The organism is Streptomyces sp. NPDC091289 (assembly GCF_044757365.1).
In the GTDB taxonomy this organism is placed as follows: domain Bacteria; phylum Actinomycetota; class Actinomycetes; order Streptomycetales; family Streptomycetaceae; genus Streptomyces.
Genome location: NZ_JBIVUT010000001.1, coordinates 171,190 through 189,268 on the forward strand (window position 1 = coordinate 171,190; position 18,079 = coordinate 189,268).

The window sequence follows — 18,079 nt, forward strand, 5'->3', positions numbered from 1 at the left end:
GTCTCTCCGTCCTACCAGCGCAGCAGCACCAGTTCGCAGCAGAATCCCGGGCCCATGGCGAGCAGCAGCCCGGGGGTGCCCGGCTCCGGGCGGCGCTGTTCGATGGTGTCCCGCAGGACGTGCAGGACCGAGGACGAGGACAGGTTGCCGACGTCGGCCAGCGAGCGCCAGGTGACGTCGAGCGCGCCGTCGGGCAGATCGAGGACCTCGGTGACGGTCTCCAGCACCTTGGGGCCTCCCGGGTGGCACACCCAGTGGGCGATGTCCTTCGGTTTGAGGCCGTGTTCGTCGAGGAACTCCCGTACGTCGTCCGCGAGATAGCGGCGGACGACGTCGGGCACCGCCGGGTCGAGGACCACGGAGAAGCCGGTGGAGCCGATGTCCCAGCCCATGACGTGCTCGGTGTCCGGGTACATCCGGCTGCGGGTGGCAACGATCTCGGGCCCGGCGACGGCCCGGCGGCCGCCGAGGGCGACCACGGCGGCCGCTCCGTCGCCGAACAGCGCGGTCGCCACCAGGTTGGCGGGCGAGGTGTCGTGGCGCTGGAAGGTGAGGGAGCAGAGCTCGACCGACAGGAGCACGGCCACGTCGTCGGGGTGGCCGAGGAGGTAGTCGTGCAGCCGGGCCGTGCCGGCGGCTCCGGCGACGCAGCCGAGGCCGAAGACGGGCAGCCTCTTGACGTCGGATCGCATCCCGAGCCGGGCCACGAGCCGGGCGTCGACGGAGGGGGCGGCGATGCCGGTGACGGAGGTGAACATCAGCAGGTCGACGTCGGTGGGCCGCAGCCCCGCCGCCCGCAGCGCACCGCGTACGGCCTGGCCGCCGAGGTCGACGGCGGACCGGATGAACACGTCGTTGGAGGCGCCGAAGCCGTCGAGGTCGCGGTAGGCGTCCAGGGGCAGCACGGTGTGCCGGGTGCGGACCCGGGCGTTCTCGTGGAGCCGGTCCAGGACTCGGCGGTCGGCGCCGGGCGGCAGGCAGGTGCGGGCCACCATGTCGGTGACCTCGCGCTGGGTGTGGCGGTGGGGCGGCAGGGCCCCGTGAACCGCGGCGATGCGGGTCATCCTGCCTCCTGCTCGGGTGACGTCATGAACCCATCCTGCCCACAACCGGTAATGAATCCCGGGAAGGGACCCGCCCGGTCCCCGCATTGACGGGCCGCCAGGCCCCTACGATCGCCCGATGGACGCCACGGACAGGGTGAGCCCGGGCGGCGCGGTCGCGGCCTGCGCCGGGCGGCGGGGCCGGGTCGTGGGGCTCGCGCTCGCGTGTCACCCGGGGCCGGCGCTCGCGGTGACCGCGCTCGCCTGCGCCCTCGCCCTCGGCTCCGGTCTCGGCGGCCCCCGCTCCGCGCTGGTCACGGTGGCGGTGCTGACCGGCCAGCTCTCGGTGGGCTGGTGCAACGACGCGTACGACGCACGGCGTGACGCCCGTGCCGGCCGCCGGGGAAAGCCCGCGGCCGACGGCACGGTCGGGCCGGGCGCGGTGTGGGCGGCGGCGGCGGTCGCGCTCGCCCTGTGCGTACCGCTCTCACTGGCCTGCGGAGCCCTCGCCGGTACGGTGCACCTCGTCGCGGTCGCGGCCGGCTGGCTCTACAACCTCTGGCTCAAGGCGACCGCCCTCTCCTGGCTGCCGTACGTGGCCGGATTCGGCGCCCTGCCGGCCGCCGTCGCGCTCTCCCTGCCCGGCGGCCCGTGGCCCCGGTGGTGGACGGTGGCGGCCGGGGCCCTGCTCGGGTTCGCGGCGCATCTGGCCGACACGCTCCCGGACATCGCGGCGGACCGGGCCGCCGGAATCCGGGGCCTGCCGCACCGGCTGGGCGACACGGGGACCCGGCTGCTGCTGCCGCTGCCGCTCCTCGGCGCCACGGCGGTGCTGGCGCTCGGGCCGCCCGGGCCGGTGGACGCCGGGGGCGCGGCGGCGCTCGTCCTGGCCGGTGCGGCGGCGCTCGTGGGCCCGGCGCTCGGCCGCCGGTGGCGCAAGGCCGCGCTGGCCGGAGCGGTGGCCGTGGCGGCGGTGGATCTGGCACTGCTGCTGGCCCGGGGCGCGACCGCAGCCTGAACAGGCTTGCCCAGCACCGCACCTGACGTCACGTCAGTTCGCGCACTCGAATGACATGACCATGCGAGGACCGTTGACAAAATCGAAACAGCGCAGAAATCTATGAACCTCCGACCGCAAAAGATTGACTTAGAGCCTCAATTATTGTGGAAGCAGAGGACATCATGAGATGGAAGCGACTCACAGGACGGTCGATCACCGGGCTGCTGATAGCCGGAATGGTCTCCGTCGGACTCCTGCCCGTCGCGGCGAGCGCGGCCGAGGCCACCGATCTGGCCCGGGGGAAGACCGTCACGGCCAGCGGTTCGCACGGTGGCTTCCCCGCCGCCAACGCCAACGACGGTGACGTAGACAGCTACTGGGAGTCCGACGGGCTGCCGGCCGACCTCACGGTGAAGCTCGGCGCCGACGCGGACCTGGAGTCCGTGGTCGTCAAGCTCGACCCGGACCCGATCTGGGGGAGCCGGACGCAGGACATCCAGGTGCTCGGCCGGACCCAGGACGGCACCGCGTTCACCTCGCTCCGGGCCCGCGCCGCCTATGCGTTCAACCCGGCCGGCAACCAGAACACGGTGACCATCCCGGTGGACGGCAGGGTCGCCGACCTCCAGCTCAGGTTCTTCTCCAACACGGAGGCTCCGGGCGCGCAGGTCGCCGAGGTCCAGGTCCTGGGAACGGCCGCGCCCAACCCCGATCTCACCGTGAGCGCGCTGTCCTGGAGCCCCTCGTCCCCGTCCGAGACGGACGACATCACGGTCGAGGGGACCGTCCGCAACATCGGTTCGGCCGCTTCCCCCGCGACGACCGCCAATGTGAGCCTGGGCGGCGTGGTCGTGGGCAGCGCCCCGGTCGGCCCGCTCGCCGCGGGAGCCTCGGCCGAGATCTCGGTCGAGGTCGGCAAGCGGCCGGAGGGCTCGTACACCGTATCGGCGCTGGTGGACCCGACCGACACGGTCGTCGAGTCGGACAACACCAACAACAGCCGCACCACCGCCTCCCCGCTGGTGGTCGGGCAGAGCCCGGGCCCGGACCTGGAGGTCCGCTCCATCACCTCCAGCCCCGCCAACCCGGCCGTCGGCGCGGCCGTCAGCTTCACCGTGGCGGTGCACAACCGCGGCACCAGCGCGGTGAGCGCGGGCACCGTCACCCGGCTGACCGTCGGATCCACCACGCTCAACGGCACCACCCCGGCCATCGCGGCGGGTGCGACCGCGAACGTCACCATCGGCGGCAGCTGGACGGCGGCGAGCGGCGGCGCCACGCTGACCGCCACCGCCGACGCCACGGACCTGGTCGCGGAGACCAGCGAGACCAACAACGTCTTCGCCCGCTCCCTCGTGGTCGGACGCGGCGCGGCCGTGCCGTACACCGAGCTGGAGGCGGAGGACGCCGCATACGAGGGCACGCTGCTGCAGTCCGACGCCGTGCGCACGTTCGGGCACACCAACTACGCCACCGAGTCCTCCGGCCGCGAGTCGGTGCGGCTCGACTCCACCGGTGAGTTCGTGGAGTTCACCTCGACAGCTCCGTCGAACTCCGTCGTCGTACGGAACTCCATCCCGGACGCGCCGGGCGGTGGCGGCCGTGAGGCGACCATCAGCCTGTACGCCGACGGCGAGTTCGTCCGCAAGCTCGACCTCTCCTCGAAGCACAGCTGGCTGTACGGGAACACCGACAGCCCCGAAGGACTCACCAACACCCCCGGCGGCGACGCGCGGCGGCTGTTCGACGAGTCCCACGCCCTGCTCACCCAGACCTACCCGGCGGGAACGAAGTTCCGTCTCCAGCGGGACGCGAGCGACGACGCCTCCTTCTACGTCATCGATCTGATCGATCTGGAGCAGGTGGCGGCGCCCTCGTCACAGCCGTCGGGCTGCGTGTCCATCACGACGTACGGCGCGGTGCCGAACGACGGGATCGACGACACGGACGCGATCCAGCGCGCGGTGACGGCGAACCAGGAAGGCGAGATCGACTGCGTGTGGATCCCGGCGGGCCAGTGGCGCCAGGAGCAGAAGATCCTCACCGACGACCCGCTCGACCGGGGCCAGTGGAACCAGGTCGGCATCCGGGACGTGACGATCCGGGGCGCGGGCATGTGGCACTCCCAGCTCTACACGCTGACCCCGCCGCACGAGGCGGGTGGCATCAACCACCCGCACGAGGGCAACTTCGGTTTCGACATCGACGAGAACACGCAGATCTCCGACATCGCCATCTTCGGCTCCGGCACCATCCGCGGCGGTGACGGCGACCACGAGGGCGGCGTCGCGCTCAACGGCCGGTTCGGCAAGGACACGAAGATCAGCAACGTCTGGATCGAGCACGCCAACGTGGGCGTCTGGGCCGGCCGCGACTTCGACAACATCCCCGAGCTGTGGAACCCGGGCGACGGCGTCGAGTTCACCGGCGTACGGATCCGCAACACCTACGCCGACGGCATCAACTTCGCCAACGGAACCCGCAATTCCACGGTCTTCAACTCGTCGTTCCGCAACACCGGCGACGACGCGCTCGCCATCTGGTCCAGCAAGTACGTCAAGGACCAGTCCGCCGACATCGCCCACGACAACAGCTTCCGCAACAACACCATCCAGCTGCCGTGGCGCGCCAACGGCATCGCGATCTACGGCGGTTACGACAACACCATCGAGAACAACCTCATCTCCGACACCATGAACTACCCGGCCATCATGCTGGCGACCGACCACGACCCGCTGCCCTTCTCCGGGGAGACGCTGATCGCCAACAACGGCCTGTACCGCACCGGCGGAGCCTTCTGGAACGAGGACCAGGAGTTCGGCGCGATCACCCTCTTCCCGCAGAACCTGCCGATCCCGGGAGTCACGATCCGCGACACGGACATCATCGACTCCACCTATGACGGCATCCAGTTCAAGACAGGCGGCGGTCTGATGCCGGACGTCACGATCGAGAACGTGCGGATCGACCAGTCCAACAACGGATCCGGCATCCTCGCGATGGGCGGCGCCCGCGGCAACGCGACGCTCACCGACGTCACCATCACCGACTCGGCCGACGGCGACGTACTGATCGAGCCCGGCTCGCAGTTCACGATCACCGGCACGCCGAACGGCGCACGGGCCAAGCGGTAGGCCTGGTAGGACCCCGGTACGGATCCCGGGCCGGCGGATCGCCGCCGACCCGGGAACGCCCTTGTTCCGCACCGGATTTGGTCCCGTCACGGCTCTGGGAAGTGCAAGGCCCCGGGGCTACCCTCCGCGCATGATTCCCACGGTTGTCTGGGGTACCGGCAACGTCGGCCGCGCGGCGATCCGCGCCGTCGAGGCCCATCCGGCACTGACACTCACCGCCGTCCTCGTGCACGATCCCGCCAAGGTCGGCCGCGACGCGGGCGAGCTCGGCGGGGCCGAGCGCACGCTCGGGGTCGCGGCCACCGACGACATCGCCGCCGTCCTCGCCGCCCGCCCCCGGGCGGTGGTCTACGCGGCGTCCGGCGATATCCGTCCCGACGACGCCCTCGCCGACATCGGCCGGGCGATCCGGGCCGGCGCGGTCGTCGTCACGCCCTCCCTCTATCCGCTCTACGACCAGCGCAACGCCCCGCCGGAGCTGCGGGACCCGGTCCTGGCCGCCGTCGCCGAGGGCGGCGGCTCCCTCTTCGTCTCCGGCGTCGACCCCGGCTGGGGCAATGACGTCCTGCCCCTGCTGGTCAGCGGCCTCGGCACCGAGGTGGACGTCATCCGCTGCCAGGAGATCTTCGACTACTCCACGTACGAGCAGGAGGAGTCGGTGCGCCATCTGATCGGCATGGGGCACCCGATGGACTACGAGCCGCTGATGCTGGCGGAGAGTGTTCCGACGATGGTGTGGGGCGGTCAGATACGTCTCATGGCGCGGGCGCTGGGCGTCGAGCTCGACGGGATCCGCGAGACGCTGGACCGCCGGGCGCTGGAGAAAGAGGTGTACACCCGCACGATGGGCACGTTCGCGGCGGGCACCCAGGGCGCCGTGCGCTTCGAGGTGCAGGGCATCGTGGACGGCGAGCCCCGCATCGTCATCGAGCACATCACCCGGATCCACGCCTCGTGCGCCCCTGACTGGCCGTCCCCGCCCGACGGGGTGGGCGCGCACCGGGTGGTGATCGAGGGCCGTCCCCGTATCGAGGTGACGGTCGAGGCGTCCGACGAGGACGAGAACCGGTCGGCGGGCGGGAACGCCACCGCGGTGGGGCGGCTCGTCTCGGCGATCGACTGGCTGGTGGACGCGGAGCCGGGCCTGTACGACGCACTCGACGTTCCGCTGCGGCCTGCGGTCGGCAGGCTGGGAAGGAGACCGGCATGATCATCGATATTCCGGAGGGCCAGGAGCCCATCGGCTACGTATGGGGGGAGATGGTCCCCGGCATCGGCATGGCCGCCGCCACGTTCTCGATGTCCGTGTACGAGCACACCACGCTGGGGCTGCGGGAGTTCGAGGCGGCCAGGCTGCGGGTGGCGCAGATCAACGGGTGCCTGTTCTGCCTGGACTGGCGGACCGAGCGGGACGGGGCGAAGGTCGAGGAGGAGTTCGCCGGGGCGGTGACCCAGTGGCGTACGACCGACGCGTTCGACGAGCGGACCCGGCTCGCGGCGGAGTACGCCGAGCGGTACACGCTCGACCATCACGGTCTGGACGACGCCTTCTGGAAGCGGATGACCGCGCACTACAGCCAGGCGGAGATCGTGGAACTGACGATGAGCATCGGCTCGTGGCTGGCGTTCGGGCGGCTCAACCATGTGCTGGGGATCGACGCGGTGTGCGTTCTGCCCGGTCACGGGTGAGGGGCGGGCCCCCACGGACGGAGTCCGGGGCCGCCGGGTTGGCACTCCCGGCCCCGGGCTCTTTCGTTGTCGCCTACAGATCGGTCGCGATGATCCGTTCGATGTTGCGCTCGGCGAGCGCGGTGATGGTGACGAACGGGTTCACGCTGGTGTTGCCGGGGATCAGCGCGCCGTCGATGACGTACAGGCCGGGGTAGCCGTGCAGCCGGCCGTAGTTGTCGGTGGCCTTGTCCAGGACCGCACCGCCCAGCGGGTGGTAGGTGAGGTGGTCGCCCCAGATCTTGTACACACCGAAGAGGTCCGTGCGGTAGATCGTCCCCTCCTTCTGGTTGATCTTGTCGAAGATGGTCTTCGCGGCGTCGATCGACGGCTGCTTCCACGCCGTCTGCCAGTTCAGCTCCGCCTTCCCCGCCGCCGCGTTCCAGGTGAACTGCGCCCGGTTGGGGTTCTTGGTGATCGAGAGGTAGAAGGAGGCCCAGGTCTCGATGCCGGTGGGCAGCGGAGCGACTTCGGCGAACGCTCCGCCGGCGTCCCAGTTGTCGATGCCGCCGGTGGGGATGGACGACTGGACCTTCCCCGTCGGGTCCCAGAGGTGGTTGGCGCGGCCGCACATGACGTTGCCGTTGTCGCCCCAGCCCTTGCCGATCTCGTCGTTGAGGAGGGGCAGGGCGCCGGTGGCCTTGAGGCCGACGAGCAGCTTGCTGGTGCCGACGCTGCCCGCGGCGAAGAACACCTTGTCCGCCGTGACGGTCTTGGTGACGGTGGTCCGGCCGGTGGTGTCCAGCTGGTCGATGAGCACGGTGTAGCCGCCGCCGGGGGCCGGGGTGACCGTGGTGACTTTGTGGAGCGGGGAGATGGTGACCCGGCCGGTGGCGTTGATCCGGTCGAGGTAGGTCTTCTGGAGCGACTTCTTGCCGTAGTTGTTGCCGTAGAGGATCTCTCCGTCCAGGGCCGACTTGGGGACGCTCCCGGCCGCCTCCTGCTTCATGTAGTCCCAGTCGTAGACGGCGGGCACGAAGAGGAACGGGAAGCCGGAGCGCTGGGCGTGTTTTCGGCCGACCCGCGCGTACTGGTAGCAGTCGACCGTGTCGAACCAGGCGGGATCGATGGTGGTGACGCCCAGCCCGCTGTTGGCGCGCGGGTAGTAGGTGCTGTACATCTCCTCGGCGTTCACCGTCGGGAGGATCGCGCCGAAGTTCTCCCGGCGCGGGGTGACGGCCATGCCGCCGTTGACCAGGGATCCGCCGCCGACGCCGCGGCCCTGGTAGACCGTGATCCCGCCGAACTCCTCGGCGTCCAGGATGCCGGTGTAGCGGTTGACGTCCTTGTCGATGGGGAAGCCGAGGAAGTTGCTCAGCGGCTGCTTGGTCCGGGTCCGCAGCCAGAAGGAGCGGTCGTCCGGCTTGGTGGTGTTGGCGAAGATCTTGCCGTCCGCGCCCGGGGTGTCCCAGGCCATGCCCATCTCGATCATGTGGACGTCCGTGCCGGCTTCGGCGAGCCGGAGGGCGGCCACGGAGCCGCCGTATCCGGTGCCGATGACCAGGACCGGTACATGTGCGCCGGAGCCGATCGGCGCCGCTGCCGCACGCACGCTCGCCCAGGACGGTGCGGTGGTACCGGCCAGCGCCGCGACCCCCAGAAGAGAACCTGTTCCAGCGATGAATCTTCGACGCGAGACACCCTTGGCCTCGCCATCCTGCATGGTGGTGTCGTTCATGTGACCTACCTCACTCTCGACAGAGTGCAACAGGTTCTACTGTCGATCGCGTGGTAAGTCACTAGAAACTTGGGGGTAACTTCCCGGCCCCGCCCGGCATGACAGAGGGGCCCCGGACCGTTCGGTCCGGAGCCCCTCCGCCCTGGGCGCGGGGTCGATCAGTAGGCGCCGAAGACGTTGTCGATCGAGCCGTAGCGGTCCGCGGCGTAGTTGCACGCGGCCGTGATGTTGGCGACCGGGTCGTAACTGTCGGTCGAGGTGCCGGGCACGTGGTACGCCTGGAAGGTCGGGTCGATGACCTGGAGCAGACCCTTGGACGGGGTGCCCTTGACCGCGTTGGAGTCCCAGTTGTTGATCGCGGCCGGGTTGCCCGAGGACTCGCGCATGATGTTGCGGTGGATGCCCTCGTAGGTGCCGGGGATGCCCTGCTCGGCCATGACCGCCAGCGACTCCTTGATCCAGCCGTCGAGGTCGTTCGTGTACGTGACGGCCTTCGCGGCGGCCGGAGCGGCCTGCGCCACGGGGGCGGCCTTGCTGCGCTCCGAACGGTCGGCGCGGTCCGCCGACGCACCGCGCGCGACGGACGGGGAAGCCTTGCCGGACTTGGCGTCCGACGGGGCGGCGGCCTTGTTTCCGAGGGTCAGCTTGATACCCGGGTGAATAAGATCGGGATTCTCTCCGACGATCTTCCGGTTGCCTTCGTACAGCTTCTCCCAGCCGCCGCTGACGGAATGTTCGCGGGCGATCTTGGAAAGCGTTTCACCGGCCACCACGGAATGCTGGGCGGGCGCGGCCTTCGCGGCGGAATTCACCTGTGCGGACACCGCTGCGGGGGCCGCGGCCTGCTGCGGCGCCGCGGTGGGGGCGGGGGCCGCGAAGGCGCTGGTGGCGCCGATCACCGGGAGGGCGAGAACGGCTCCGCCGGTGGTCACGGCGGCGAGGCCGCGGCGCAGCGAGGTGGACTGGGGACGGCGGTGCTTACCCTGTGCGGGCATGGGGGATTTCCTCTCCGGCGCCTACGAGGTGAGCTGTCGGGTTCAGACGGGAGATGTCTGGCCGCACGGTCGTGCGACTTCACCCCAAGCCGTTCCGGTAACGGTTCGGCGACTTACCTGGGTCCCCCGCTCCTGCCGTACGTGAGTGGGTTTCGGATTCCCGGACGGCGGCAGGATTCGGCGTTCCATCCGGATTGACGGTGACCGTAGGCGAGAAACGCCGAACGGAACAAGCCCCGCATTCCTGATTCCCTTTTCCGCGCATGATCGAATGGCGGAATTCCCGGACCGTGCCGTGCCGTCATGGCGTCAACTTTCTTCGCACAGAAGGGAACCGACGGATCCGCTTCTGCGTCCGCCCCCTGGGACGTGATGCTCACCACTCGCTCGCGGCGATGGCGAAAACAGGCCTAGGCAAATGCAGCAAAGGGCTCAGCAATCCCTTTACGGATAGATTTAACAAAAGGACCAAATCAACCATATAGGCATAGCAAAACGGACCAATCAGGCACTCGGGGCGAGGCCGGTCGAGGGGCCCGCGGGGCGATCGCTTACGGTGTGGGGTGGAGACTGGTAAGCCAACCCTTACCTCCGACGTACGCTGTACCTGCCCGCGTTCGCCCGCCCCGAAGGATCACCACGCCATGACACGCCCCGTCCGCGTCGCCATTGTCGGAGCCGGCCCCGCCGGTATCTATGCTGCGGACGCGCTGCTCAAATCCGAGGTCTGCCAGGACCCGGGGGTCTCCATCGACCTCTTCGAGCGCATGCCCGCGCCCTTCGGCCTGATCCGTTACGGCGTGGCCCCCGACCACCCGCGTATCAAGGGCATCGTCAAGGCCCTGCACCAGGTGCTGGACAAGCCCCAGATCCGGCTCTTCGGCAATGTCAGCTACCCGCACGACATCGGCCTGGACGACCTGCGGTCGTTCTACGACGCGGTGATCTTCTCCACCGGCGCCGAGGCCGACCGGGCGCTCGACATCCCCGGCATCCAGCTGGACGGCTCCTACGGAGCGGCCGAGTTCGTCTCCTGGTACGACGGGCACCCCGAGGTCCCGCGCACCTGGCCGCTCACCGCGGAGAAGGTCGCCGTGCTCGGCGTCGGCAACGTGGCCCTGGACGTGGCCCGTGTCCTGGCCAAGACGGCGGACGAGCTGCTGCCCACCGAGATCCCGGACAACGTGTACCAGGGCCTCAAGGAGAACAAGGCGCTGGAGGTGCATGTGTTCGGGCGGCGTGGCCCCGCGCAGGCCAAGTTCAGCCCGATGGAGCTGCGGGAGCTGGACCACTCCCCCAACATCGAGGTCATCGTCAACCCCGAGGACATCGAGTACGACGAGGGCTCGATCGCGACCCGCCGGGAGAACAAGCAGGCCAACATGGTCGCGCAGACCCTGGAGAACTGGGCGATCCGGGACGTCGGCGACCGCCCGCACAAGCTGTTCCTGCACTTCTTCGAGTCCCCGGTCGAGATTCTCGGCGAGGACGGCAAGGTGGTGGCGCTGCGCACCGAGCGCACCGAGCTGGACGGCACCGGCAACGTCCGGGGCACCGGCCAGTTCACCGACTGGGACATGCAGAGCGTCTACCGCGCCGTCGGCTACTACTCGGAGGAGCTGCCCAAGCTTCCCTTCGACGTGGCCTCCGGCACCGTCCCGCACGAGGCGGGCCGCGTCATCGCCGGTGACGAGCACATGGCCTCGGTCTACGTCACGGGCTGGATCAAGCGCGGCCCGATCGGCCTGATCGGCCACACCAAGGGCGACGCCAACGAGACGGTCGCCTGCGTCCTGGAGGACCGCGCCGCCGGCCGGCTGCCCGAGCCGGCCACGCCCGCTCCGGAGGCCGTCGAGGCCTTCCTGGAGGGCCGCGGCGTCCGCTACACGACCTGGGAGGGCTGGCACAAGCTGGACGCCCACGAGCAGGCGCTGGGCACCGCCCAGGGCCGTGAGCGGATCAAGGTCGTGGAGCGCGAGGGCATGCTGGAGGCCTCCGGCGCCTTCGTGCCGGCCGAGCGCCCCGCCGACGCCTGATCGACAGGATCGACGGCACTCCTTCTAGGGGGCCGGATCCGGGGCCGCCGCCGGGCGCCCCGGGTCCGGCCCCCTGAACGTGCGCCACAGGTCGGGGCCGGACGCCCGGGACGCCGGGGGCCGCCGGACCTCCGGGGTCCCGGTCACCCACCGGGCGGCCAGCAGGATCGCGATGTCGTCGGGGCGGTCGATGGCCGCCCGGGCCTCCCCGATGACCTGGTCGGCCGTGTCGGCCAGGGGCACCGCGCCGATGCGTTCGACGGTGGCGCGCAGCCGCTCGATCCCCTCGTCGATGTCCGTGCCGGGGCGCTCGATCAGCCCGTCCGTGAACAGGGCGAGCATCGCCCCGGGTTCGAGCCGCATCTCCGTGACCGGGTAGGTCGCGTGCCCGTCGATCCCGAGCACGATGCCGCCGGGCAGGTCCAGCACCTCCGTCCGGCCGTCGGGCCGGCGCAGCACGGGCTGCGGATGCCCCGCCCGTACGGCACGGGCCATACCCGTCACCGGGTCGAGCGCGATGTAGCAGCAGCTGGCGAACTGTCCCGGGTCGAGGTCGATGAGCAGCCGGTTCGTCCCGCTCATCACCTCCCGCGGATCATGGTTGCTCAGCGCGAACGCCCGTACCGCACTGCGCAGTTGCCCCATCGTCGCGGCGGCGGAGACACCGTGGCCCTGTACGTCGCCGATGATCAGGGCGAGTTCGTCGCCGGTCTCGATGACGTCGTACCAGTCGCCGCCCACGTCCATGCCCTGGGTGCCGGAGAGGTAACGCCCCAGGGTGTCCACGCCGTCCACCTCCGGCAGCCGGTGCGGCAGCAGGGCGTCCTGGAGTCCGCGGGCCAGGGCCGACTCGCTGTCGTAGCGCTGGGCGCGCTGCAGGGCCTGGGCGATGAGGCCGGCCAGCGCCGTCAGGACCGTACGCTCCTCCGGGCTGAAACCGCGCGGCCGGTCGAAGCCGAGGATGCAGGAGCCGACGGGCCGCCCCGAGGCGATCAGCGGGAGGAACGCCCGCGCCCCGACGTCCGCGTCGATCGGGATGCCCGGATAGGCCTCGGCGAGGCGCTGCATGGACTCGAAGAAGATCGGACGGCCGGTGGTCAGGGTCTCCACCCCGGGGATGCTGACGTCGAGCCCGACCCCGTCGAAGCGGTCGAGGAAGCCCTTCGGGAACCCGGTCTCCCAGGCCAGCTGGAGATGACGGTCGTTCAGCAGATAGATGGCTAGCTGACGGCCGCCGAACGCGGGCAGCAGCTCCTCCGTGACCACCGCGGAGACCTGACGGGCCGTGACCGCCTCGGTCAGGGCGATGGCGAGGGCCACCGGCCGGTACAGCGCGGAGGAACGGTCGGCCGTCGAGCCGATGCCCAGCCCCGGTGCGGTGACGGAGCCGGGAGCGTAGGCCGGCTGGTCGGTCGCCTGGAGGACGACGCTCACCCCGTCGTGGCCCGGATACAGGGACACCGACAGCCAGCGCGAGGGCGGGCGCCGGGCGAGGAAGTGGACGGGTTCGTCGGCGATCAGGGCCGCCCGGTAGTGGTCCTCGTACGCCTCGTGCCCGAACCACGGCAGGGCCTGCCACACCACATGGCCGATCAGCTCCAGCCGGGAGTGACCGAGCAGTTCCTCGGCGAGGCCGTTGGCGTACGTGATCCGCCCGAGCCGGTCCAGGGAGAGAATGCCCCGGGGCAGCCGGTCGGCGGCCTCCGGCACGACGGGCCCCGCGCCGAGGTCGACCAGGAAACCGCTCAGATGGCTGGCGGACGCGTCGCCGTCCGGGTGGGTCCAGCGGCCGGACAGCTCCAGCAGATGAGACCGGCCGTCGGGGCCGCGCAGCCGCATGCGGCGGACCACCGGCTCGGCCGATTCCACCGTCTGCCGGGCCAGTGCCCACAGCCCGTACACGTCCTCCGGGACCAGCCGTTCGGCGAGCGCGTCCACGGTGCCCGGGAAGGCGGCGGGCGCGAAGCCGAGGATCGCGCAGAGTTCGTCGTCGGCGGCGACCTGCCCGGAGTGCAGGTCCCAGTCGAAGCGGCCGACCCGCACCGGGGGCGCGGTGGCGGCGGGCAGCTGCACGGGGACCGGCTCGGTCTCCCATACGCAGTCGACGCCCCGCCGCTCCAGATCGGTGAGCGCTCCGCCGAGCCGTTGCCCGAGGCGGTGCAGCCGGTCGCCGTCGGCGGGGGCGATGGGCTGCCCCGGGGTGGAGGCCCGCAGGACCGCCAGCACGCCCATGCTTCCCCGGGGTCCGGTGATCGGCACCCACAGCGAACCGAACGGGAACGGCAGCCCGGCCATCAGCTGCGGGAACCGGCGCATCGACTCCTCCGCGTCGGAGAGCAGCACGGGCCGCCCCGAGCGGTAGGCCTCGGACACCGGGAAGGGCCGGTTCACATGCATCCGCCACCAGGGCCGGAACAGCGGGCCCGGCAGTCCGGCGAGCACCGCGAGCCGCAGAAGTCCGGGCGTCCGGCTGCGCAGGTAGACGCCGCCCGCGTAGCCGTCGGTCGACTCGACGGCGCTGACGAGGCCCTGTGCGAGGACGAGGGACAGCTCGTCGGGTGCTCGGTCACCGTCGTATCCCCCGGCCGCGGTCCCGTTTCCGGCGGGCGGGGGGTGCCGGGTCGCATCGTGCCGGGTCACACAGCCAGCATGCTCCCGATCCGGGGTACCCCGCACCTCCGGCGGCCGGCCACTCCCCTGTGGCGGCCGGTCGCCAGGAGGCGGGATCAGTACAGCTTCGCGACGGCGGTACGGGTCGTCTTCTTGAACCCCTCCAGCGGTGCGCCGTCGAGTTCGCCGAGCTGCCCCCACTCGACGACGGTCACCGCGCGGCCGTCGCGGCCCACGGAGAACAGCCAGATGTCGGTGGCGCCGACCTCCGGGTAGGACGTGTCGATGCTGTAGACGTGCGCGCCGTCCTCGATATTCACCCGGCCCTGGTACAGCGCCTCCCCCTCCAGCCCCGGGTTCTGCTCCTTCAGCCGGTCGAGGCAGGTCTCCAGGGCGCTCCGCAGCTCGGCGGCGAGCGTCCTGGCCTGGGCGGTGGTGGCGGCGACCGTGGTGGTCTGGCGGGCGCCGGTGTCCAGTTCGGTGCGGAAGTCCCGGTGGCGGGTGCCGGCCGCCGGAGCAAGGCCGGCGGTGCACATGGACCCCTCCTCGGGCAGCCCCTGGCGTACCGGGTCGGCCGTCCAGGGGGTGAGGGAGGCGGGCAGCTCGCCGGCGCTGAGGAACTTCGGCGGGGCGGGAGCGGGGGCCGGGGCCGCGGCGGCCGGCACCTGGGCCAGGGCGGTGACGGCCAGGCCCGCGGCCGCGGCGGTCAGGAGTGCGGTGCGGAGGGTGCGCATGGGTGGGTTCCCCGTTTCGGGTGGTGCGGTCAGGTGGGTCGTACGCGTCGTTCCGCGGCGTACGGGGCCCGGTGAGGAGCCCGTACGGAGGCGGTACGGAGGCGGTACGGGAACGGCTCCAGCCTGGGCCGCGGCCCTGGACGCGGACAAGCGCGACACGGCTTCGCGCCGGGCTGGAACCGTCCCACCCCCGGTGACGTGGGTGTTCTCGAAGGGCTGGAACGCCCGGGAACGGCGGCGGGGGAGGTCGAGCGGGTTGGGTGACGCCGAGGGGTCCGCACGGGCGGCGTTGGCGGAACGGCTGAGCGCGCTGCGGGAGGGGTCGGGCCGGACGTACGCGTCGCTGGCCCGTCGCATCGGCGTCAGCGGCTCGACGCTGCACCGGTACTGCACGGGGCGGACGGTGCCCGCGGAGTTCGCCCCGGTGGAGCGGCTGGCCCGGTGGTGCGGCGCACCGGCCGAGGAGCGGGAGGCGCTGCACCGCCTGTGGATCCTGGCCGACGGCGAACGTCTCGCACGGCAGGGGGCGGCGGAGGCGGAGTCGGCAGGGGGCGTGCCGGCGGGGGGCGTGCCTCAGGAGGTCGTGCCGGTGGACGCCTCGGCCGGGGAGACGGTTTCGCCCGGGGAGCGAGCGCGGGACCACGCCGGCGAGGCCGGGGCGTCCGGTGGGGCGTCCGCCGGGGCCGGGGCGTCCCGGGGGCCGGTGCTCCGGTCCCGTCAGGCGCGGCGGTACGCGCAAGGGCTCGGCGTTCTCGCCGCGGCGGGCCTCGTCCTCGCCCTGGTCGCGGCGTTCGGAGGGACCGGGCTCCCGGGTCCGGACCGGCGGCCGTCGGTGGCCCACCGTCCGGGCGAGCCCCCGGTGGACTCCCCGGCGCCCTCCCCTTCCGGCTCCGGCACGCCCGGGAAGCCGCAGGGCACACCGAGCGGGACCCCGCAGGGCACACCGTCCGGCGGCCCGACGCCGACCGTGCCGCCCGGCGTCGGGCCGCGCAACGAGACGCTTCCCCGGCCCTCCGGCTCCTCGTCGGGTCCGGAGGCCGGGCGGGTGCCGTTCACCTGGACCGGTGACGACCACGTCTGGAAGAACGGCTGCGACCACTCCTACCTCGTCGACCGGGGGCCCACCGCCGTCCCGCCGCCCCCGGTGCAGGCCGACGCGGCGTCCTGGGCCGGAGCGCTCGGCGCGGTGCACGCGGGCGAGACCGGTGTCCGGATCACGCTGCAGGGCCGGGACGAGCGGGCCGTGGTGCTGGAATCCCTGCGGATCCGGGTCGTCGAGCGCCGGGCGCGGGCGAAGGGCCGGGTCTACCGGATGAGCTCCGGCTGCGGCGGGGCGCTCACCCCGAGGATGTTCGACGTCGATCTCGATGTGCCCCGCCCCATCGCCCGCCCGGTCGCGGGCAACGACTCGGGCGTGCCCATCGAGGCGGTCGCCTTCCCGTACAGCGTCTCGGTCACCGATCCCGAGGTCCTCCTGATCACCGCTCGTACGGTCGGCTGCGACTGCGACTGGTTCGCGGAGCTGGCCTGGAGCAGCGGCGGCCGGTCCGGCACGGTGCGCATCGACGACGGCGGGCGGCCGTTCCGTACGAGCGGGGTGCGGGGGCGGCCCGTCCACGACTACGACACGGCCACCGGCCGCTGGGTGTCGGTGGAGGGCGCCGGGGAGGAAGCCGTGTCCTGAGAAGCGGTGGGACCGTCTCTCGCGGAGGCGTGCGGGGGAGGATGCGCCCATGCTGGTGGGACGTGCGACACGCGCGGCGGACCGGCGCCGACTGCGGACGTTCCCGATGGAGGTGCCGATGGATCCCGTCACCGCGCTGCGGCGGATCGCCTTCCTGCTGGAACGCTCGCAGGCCGCCACCTATCGGGTGAAGGCCTTCCGTACGGCCGCCGCCGCCGTGGACGCGATGGCCGCCGGGGAGGCGGCCGAGCGGGTGGCCGCGAAGTCCCTGGAGCAGGTCACCGGGATCGGCCCCCGCACGGCCGAGGTGATCCGGGAGGCCCTGGCCGGAAGGACACCCGGATATCTGGACCGGCTGGAGCAGGAGGCCGCGGCGGAGCCGCCCGTCGAGGGGGGCCAAGATCTCTACGCCCGGCTGCGGGGAGACTGCCATGTGCACTCGGACTGGTCGGACGGGGGCAGCCCGATCGAGGAGATGGGCCGGACCGCCGCGGAGCTGGGGCACGCGTGGGCCGTCCTCACCGACCATTCGCCCCGGCTGACGGTGGCACGCGGCCTGTCGCCGGATCGGCTGCGGGAGCAGCTCACGGTGGTGGAGCGGCTCAACGAGGAGTGGGCGCCGTTCCGGCTGCTGACGGGGATCGAGTGCGACATTCTCCCGGACGGCTCGCTCGACCAGGAGGACGAGCTGCTGGAGCGCCTCGATGTCGTGGTGGTCTCCGTCCACTCGAAGCTGCGGATGGACCCGGCCCCGATGACCCGGCGTCTGGAGGCTGCGGTGCGCCATCCTCGGGCGGATGTCCTCGGCCACTGCACGGGACGCCTGCTGGCCGGGCGGGGCCGGCCGGAGTCGCGGTTCGACGCGGACCGGGTCTTCGCGGCGTGCGCCGATGCGGGGACGGCGGTGGAGATCAACTGCCGTCCCGAGCGGCAGGATCCGCCACGGCGGCTGCTGCGCGCGGCCGTCGCGGCGGGGACGCTCTTCGCGATCGACACGGACGCGCACGCCCCGGGGCAGCTCGACTGGCAGCGGTCGGGGTGCGCCCGCGCCGAGGAGTGCGGGGTGCCGGCGGACCGGGTGGTGACGACCTGGAGCGCGGAACGGCTCCTGGAGTGGGCCGGCTGACACACACCCGCCCGCCCGGTTCCGGAGCTGGTGCATGTCCGGAAACGGGCGGGCGAGCGGGCTGCGGCGGGGCTACTTCTCGGGGTAGACGTCCCCGGCCTCCATGGCGCTCTGCTGTTCGCTCCGGTCCCGGATCGTCCGGGACTTCTTCTCCAGCCGCTCGCGCTCGTGCGGGTCGCTCGCGCGCTCCGCGGCCTCCGCGAGCTGCTGGGCCTTCTCACGCATCTGCCGAGCCAGGTCGGCGGACTCGTCCGAACCGCTCATCACCACACCACTCCTTGGACGCTGGGGACTTCTGGGGCGTGTCCCCA

General features: G+C 71.8%; 13 protein-coding genes and 1 riboswitch. Of the genes, 7 read left to right on the forward strand and 6 right to left on the reverse strand.

The window, feature by feature from the left end; all coding sequences use genetic code 11:
- Positions 1-11: 11 nt before the first annotated feature.
- Positions 12-1,151, reverse strand: coding sequence for a type III polyketide synthase (locus ACIQPT_RS00630; protein ID WP_401150892.1), 1,140 nt, complete (start codon positions 1,149-1,151; stop codon positions 12-14).
- Positions 1,152-1,182: 31 nt separating this feature from the next.
- Here ACIQPT_RS00630 and ACIQPT_RS00635 point away from each other — a divergent pair, with 31 nt between their 5' ends.
- The 4 genes from ACIQPT_RS00635 to ACIQPT_RS00650 all read left to right on the forward strand — a co-directional run bounded on the left by ACIQPT_RS00635 (position 1,183) and on the right by ACIQPT_RS00650 (position 6,866).
- Positions 1,183-2,061: a UbiA family prenyltransferase gene (locus ACIQPT_RS00635; RefSeq protein ID WP_401150894.1), complete on the forward strand. Its 879-nt coding sequence runs from the start codon at positions 1,183-1,185 to the stop codon at positions 2,059-2,061.
- Positions 2,062-2,225: 164 nt separating this feature from the next.
- Positions 2,226-5,177 carry a CARDB domain-containing protein gene (locus ACIQPT_RS00640; protein ID WP_401150896.1) on the forward strand — a complete coding sequence of 984 codons (2,952 nt, stop codon included), beginning with the start codon at positions 2,226-2,228 and terminating at the stop codon, positions 5,175-5,177.
- Positions 5,178-5,307: 130 nt separating this feature from the next.
- Positions 5,308-6,387: a dihydrodipicolinate reductase gene (locus ACIQPT_RS00645; protein WP_401150899.1), complete on the forward strand. Its 1,080-nt coding sequence runs from the start codon at positions 5,308-5,310 to the stop codon at positions 6,385-6,387.
- Positions 6,384-6,866: a carboxymuconolactone decarboxylase family protein gene (locus ACIQPT_RS00650; RefSeq protein WP_401150901.1), complete on the forward strand. Its 483-nt coding sequence runs from the start codon at positions 6,384-6,386 to the stop codon at positions 6,864-6,866. Before ACIQPT_RS00645 ends, ACIQPT_RS00650 begins: the two co-directional genes overlap by 4 nt.
- Before the next feature lie 73 nt (positions 6,867-6,939).
- Here ACIQPT_RS00650 and ACIQPT_RS00655 read toward each other — a convergent pair whose 3' ends face one another.
- Both ACIQPT_RS00655 and ACIQPT_RS00660 read right to left on the reverse strand, forming a co-directional pair.
- Complete coding sequence (locus ACIQPT_RS00655) at positions 6,940-8,583, reverse strand: GMC oxidoreductase (protein WP_401150904.1); 1,644 nt, start codon at positions 8,581-8,583, stop codon at positions 6,940-6,942.
- Between the two features lie 158 nt (positions 8,584-8,741).
- The gene (locus ACIQPT_RS00660) at positions 8,742-9,578 is read right to left on the reverse strand and encodes a transglycosylase SLT domain-containing protein (RefSeq protein ID WP_401150906.1); all 837 of its coding nucleotides are present in this window, start codon (positions 9,576-9,578) and stop codon (positions 8,742-8,744) included.
- A gap of 5 nt (positions 9,579-9,583) precedes the next feature.
- Positions 9,584-9,771, reverse strand: a riboswitch (cyclic di-AMP (ydaO/yuaA leader).
- Between the two features lie 451 nt (positions 9,772-10,222).
- Here ACIQPT_RS00660 and ACIQPT_RS00665 point away from each other — a divergent pair.
- Complete coding sequence (locus ACIQPT_RS00665; RefSeq protein ID WP_401150909.1) at positions 10,223-11,614, forward strand: FAD-dependent oxidoreductase; 1,392 nt, start codon at positions 10,223-10,225, stop codon at positions 11,612-11,614.
- A gap of 24 nt (positions 11,615-11,638) precedes the next feature.
- On the opposite strand, the gene ACIQPT_RS00670 is transcribed toward ACIQPT_RS00665, so the two are convergent.
- Together ACIQPT_RS00670 and ACIQPT_RS00675 are read right to left on the reverse strand one after the other, a co-directional pair.
- Positions 11,639-14,254, reverse strand: a complete 2,616-nt coding sequence (locus ACIQPT_RS00670) for a SpoIIE family protein phosphatase (RefSeq protein ID WP_401150912.1) — start codon at positions 14,252-14,254, stop codon at positions 11,639-11,641.
- A gap of 86 nt (positions 14,255-14,340) precedes the next feature.
- Positions 14,341-14,958: a hypothetical protein gene (locus tag ACIQPT_RS00675; protein WP_401150913.1), complete on the reverse strand. Its 618-nt coding sequence runs from the start codon at positions 14,956-14,958 to the stop codon at positions 14,341-14,343.
- Between the two features lie 256 nt (positions 14,959-15,214).
- Here ACIQPT_RS00675 and ACIQPT_RS00680 point away from each other — a divergent pair, with 256 nt between their 5' ends.
- Positions 15,215-16,642: a helix-turn-helix domain-containing protein gene (locus ACIQPT_RS00680; protein ID WP_401150915.1), complete on the forward strand. Its 1,428-nt coding sequence runs from the start codon at positions 15,215-15,217 to the stop codon at positions 16,640-16,642.
- Positions 16,643-16,760: 118 nt separating this feature from the next.
- On the forward strand, positions 16,761-17,768 hold the full coding sequence (locus tag ACIQPT_RS00685) for a PHP domain-containing protein (protein WP_401151573.1): 1,008 nt from the start codon (positions 16,761-16,763) through the stop codon (positions 17,766-17,768).
- Between the two features lie 72 nt (positions 17,769-17,840).
- Here the strand turns inward: ACIQPT_RS00685 and ACIQPT_RS00690 are convergent, their stop codons facing one another.
- On the reverse strand, positions 17,841-18,032 hold the full coding sequence (locus ACIQPT_RS00690; RefSeq protein ID WP_401150918.1) for a DUF6381 family protein: 192 nt from the start codon (positions 18,030-18,032) through the stop codon (positions 17,841-17,843).
- Positions 18,033-18,079: the final 47 nt, after the last annotated feature.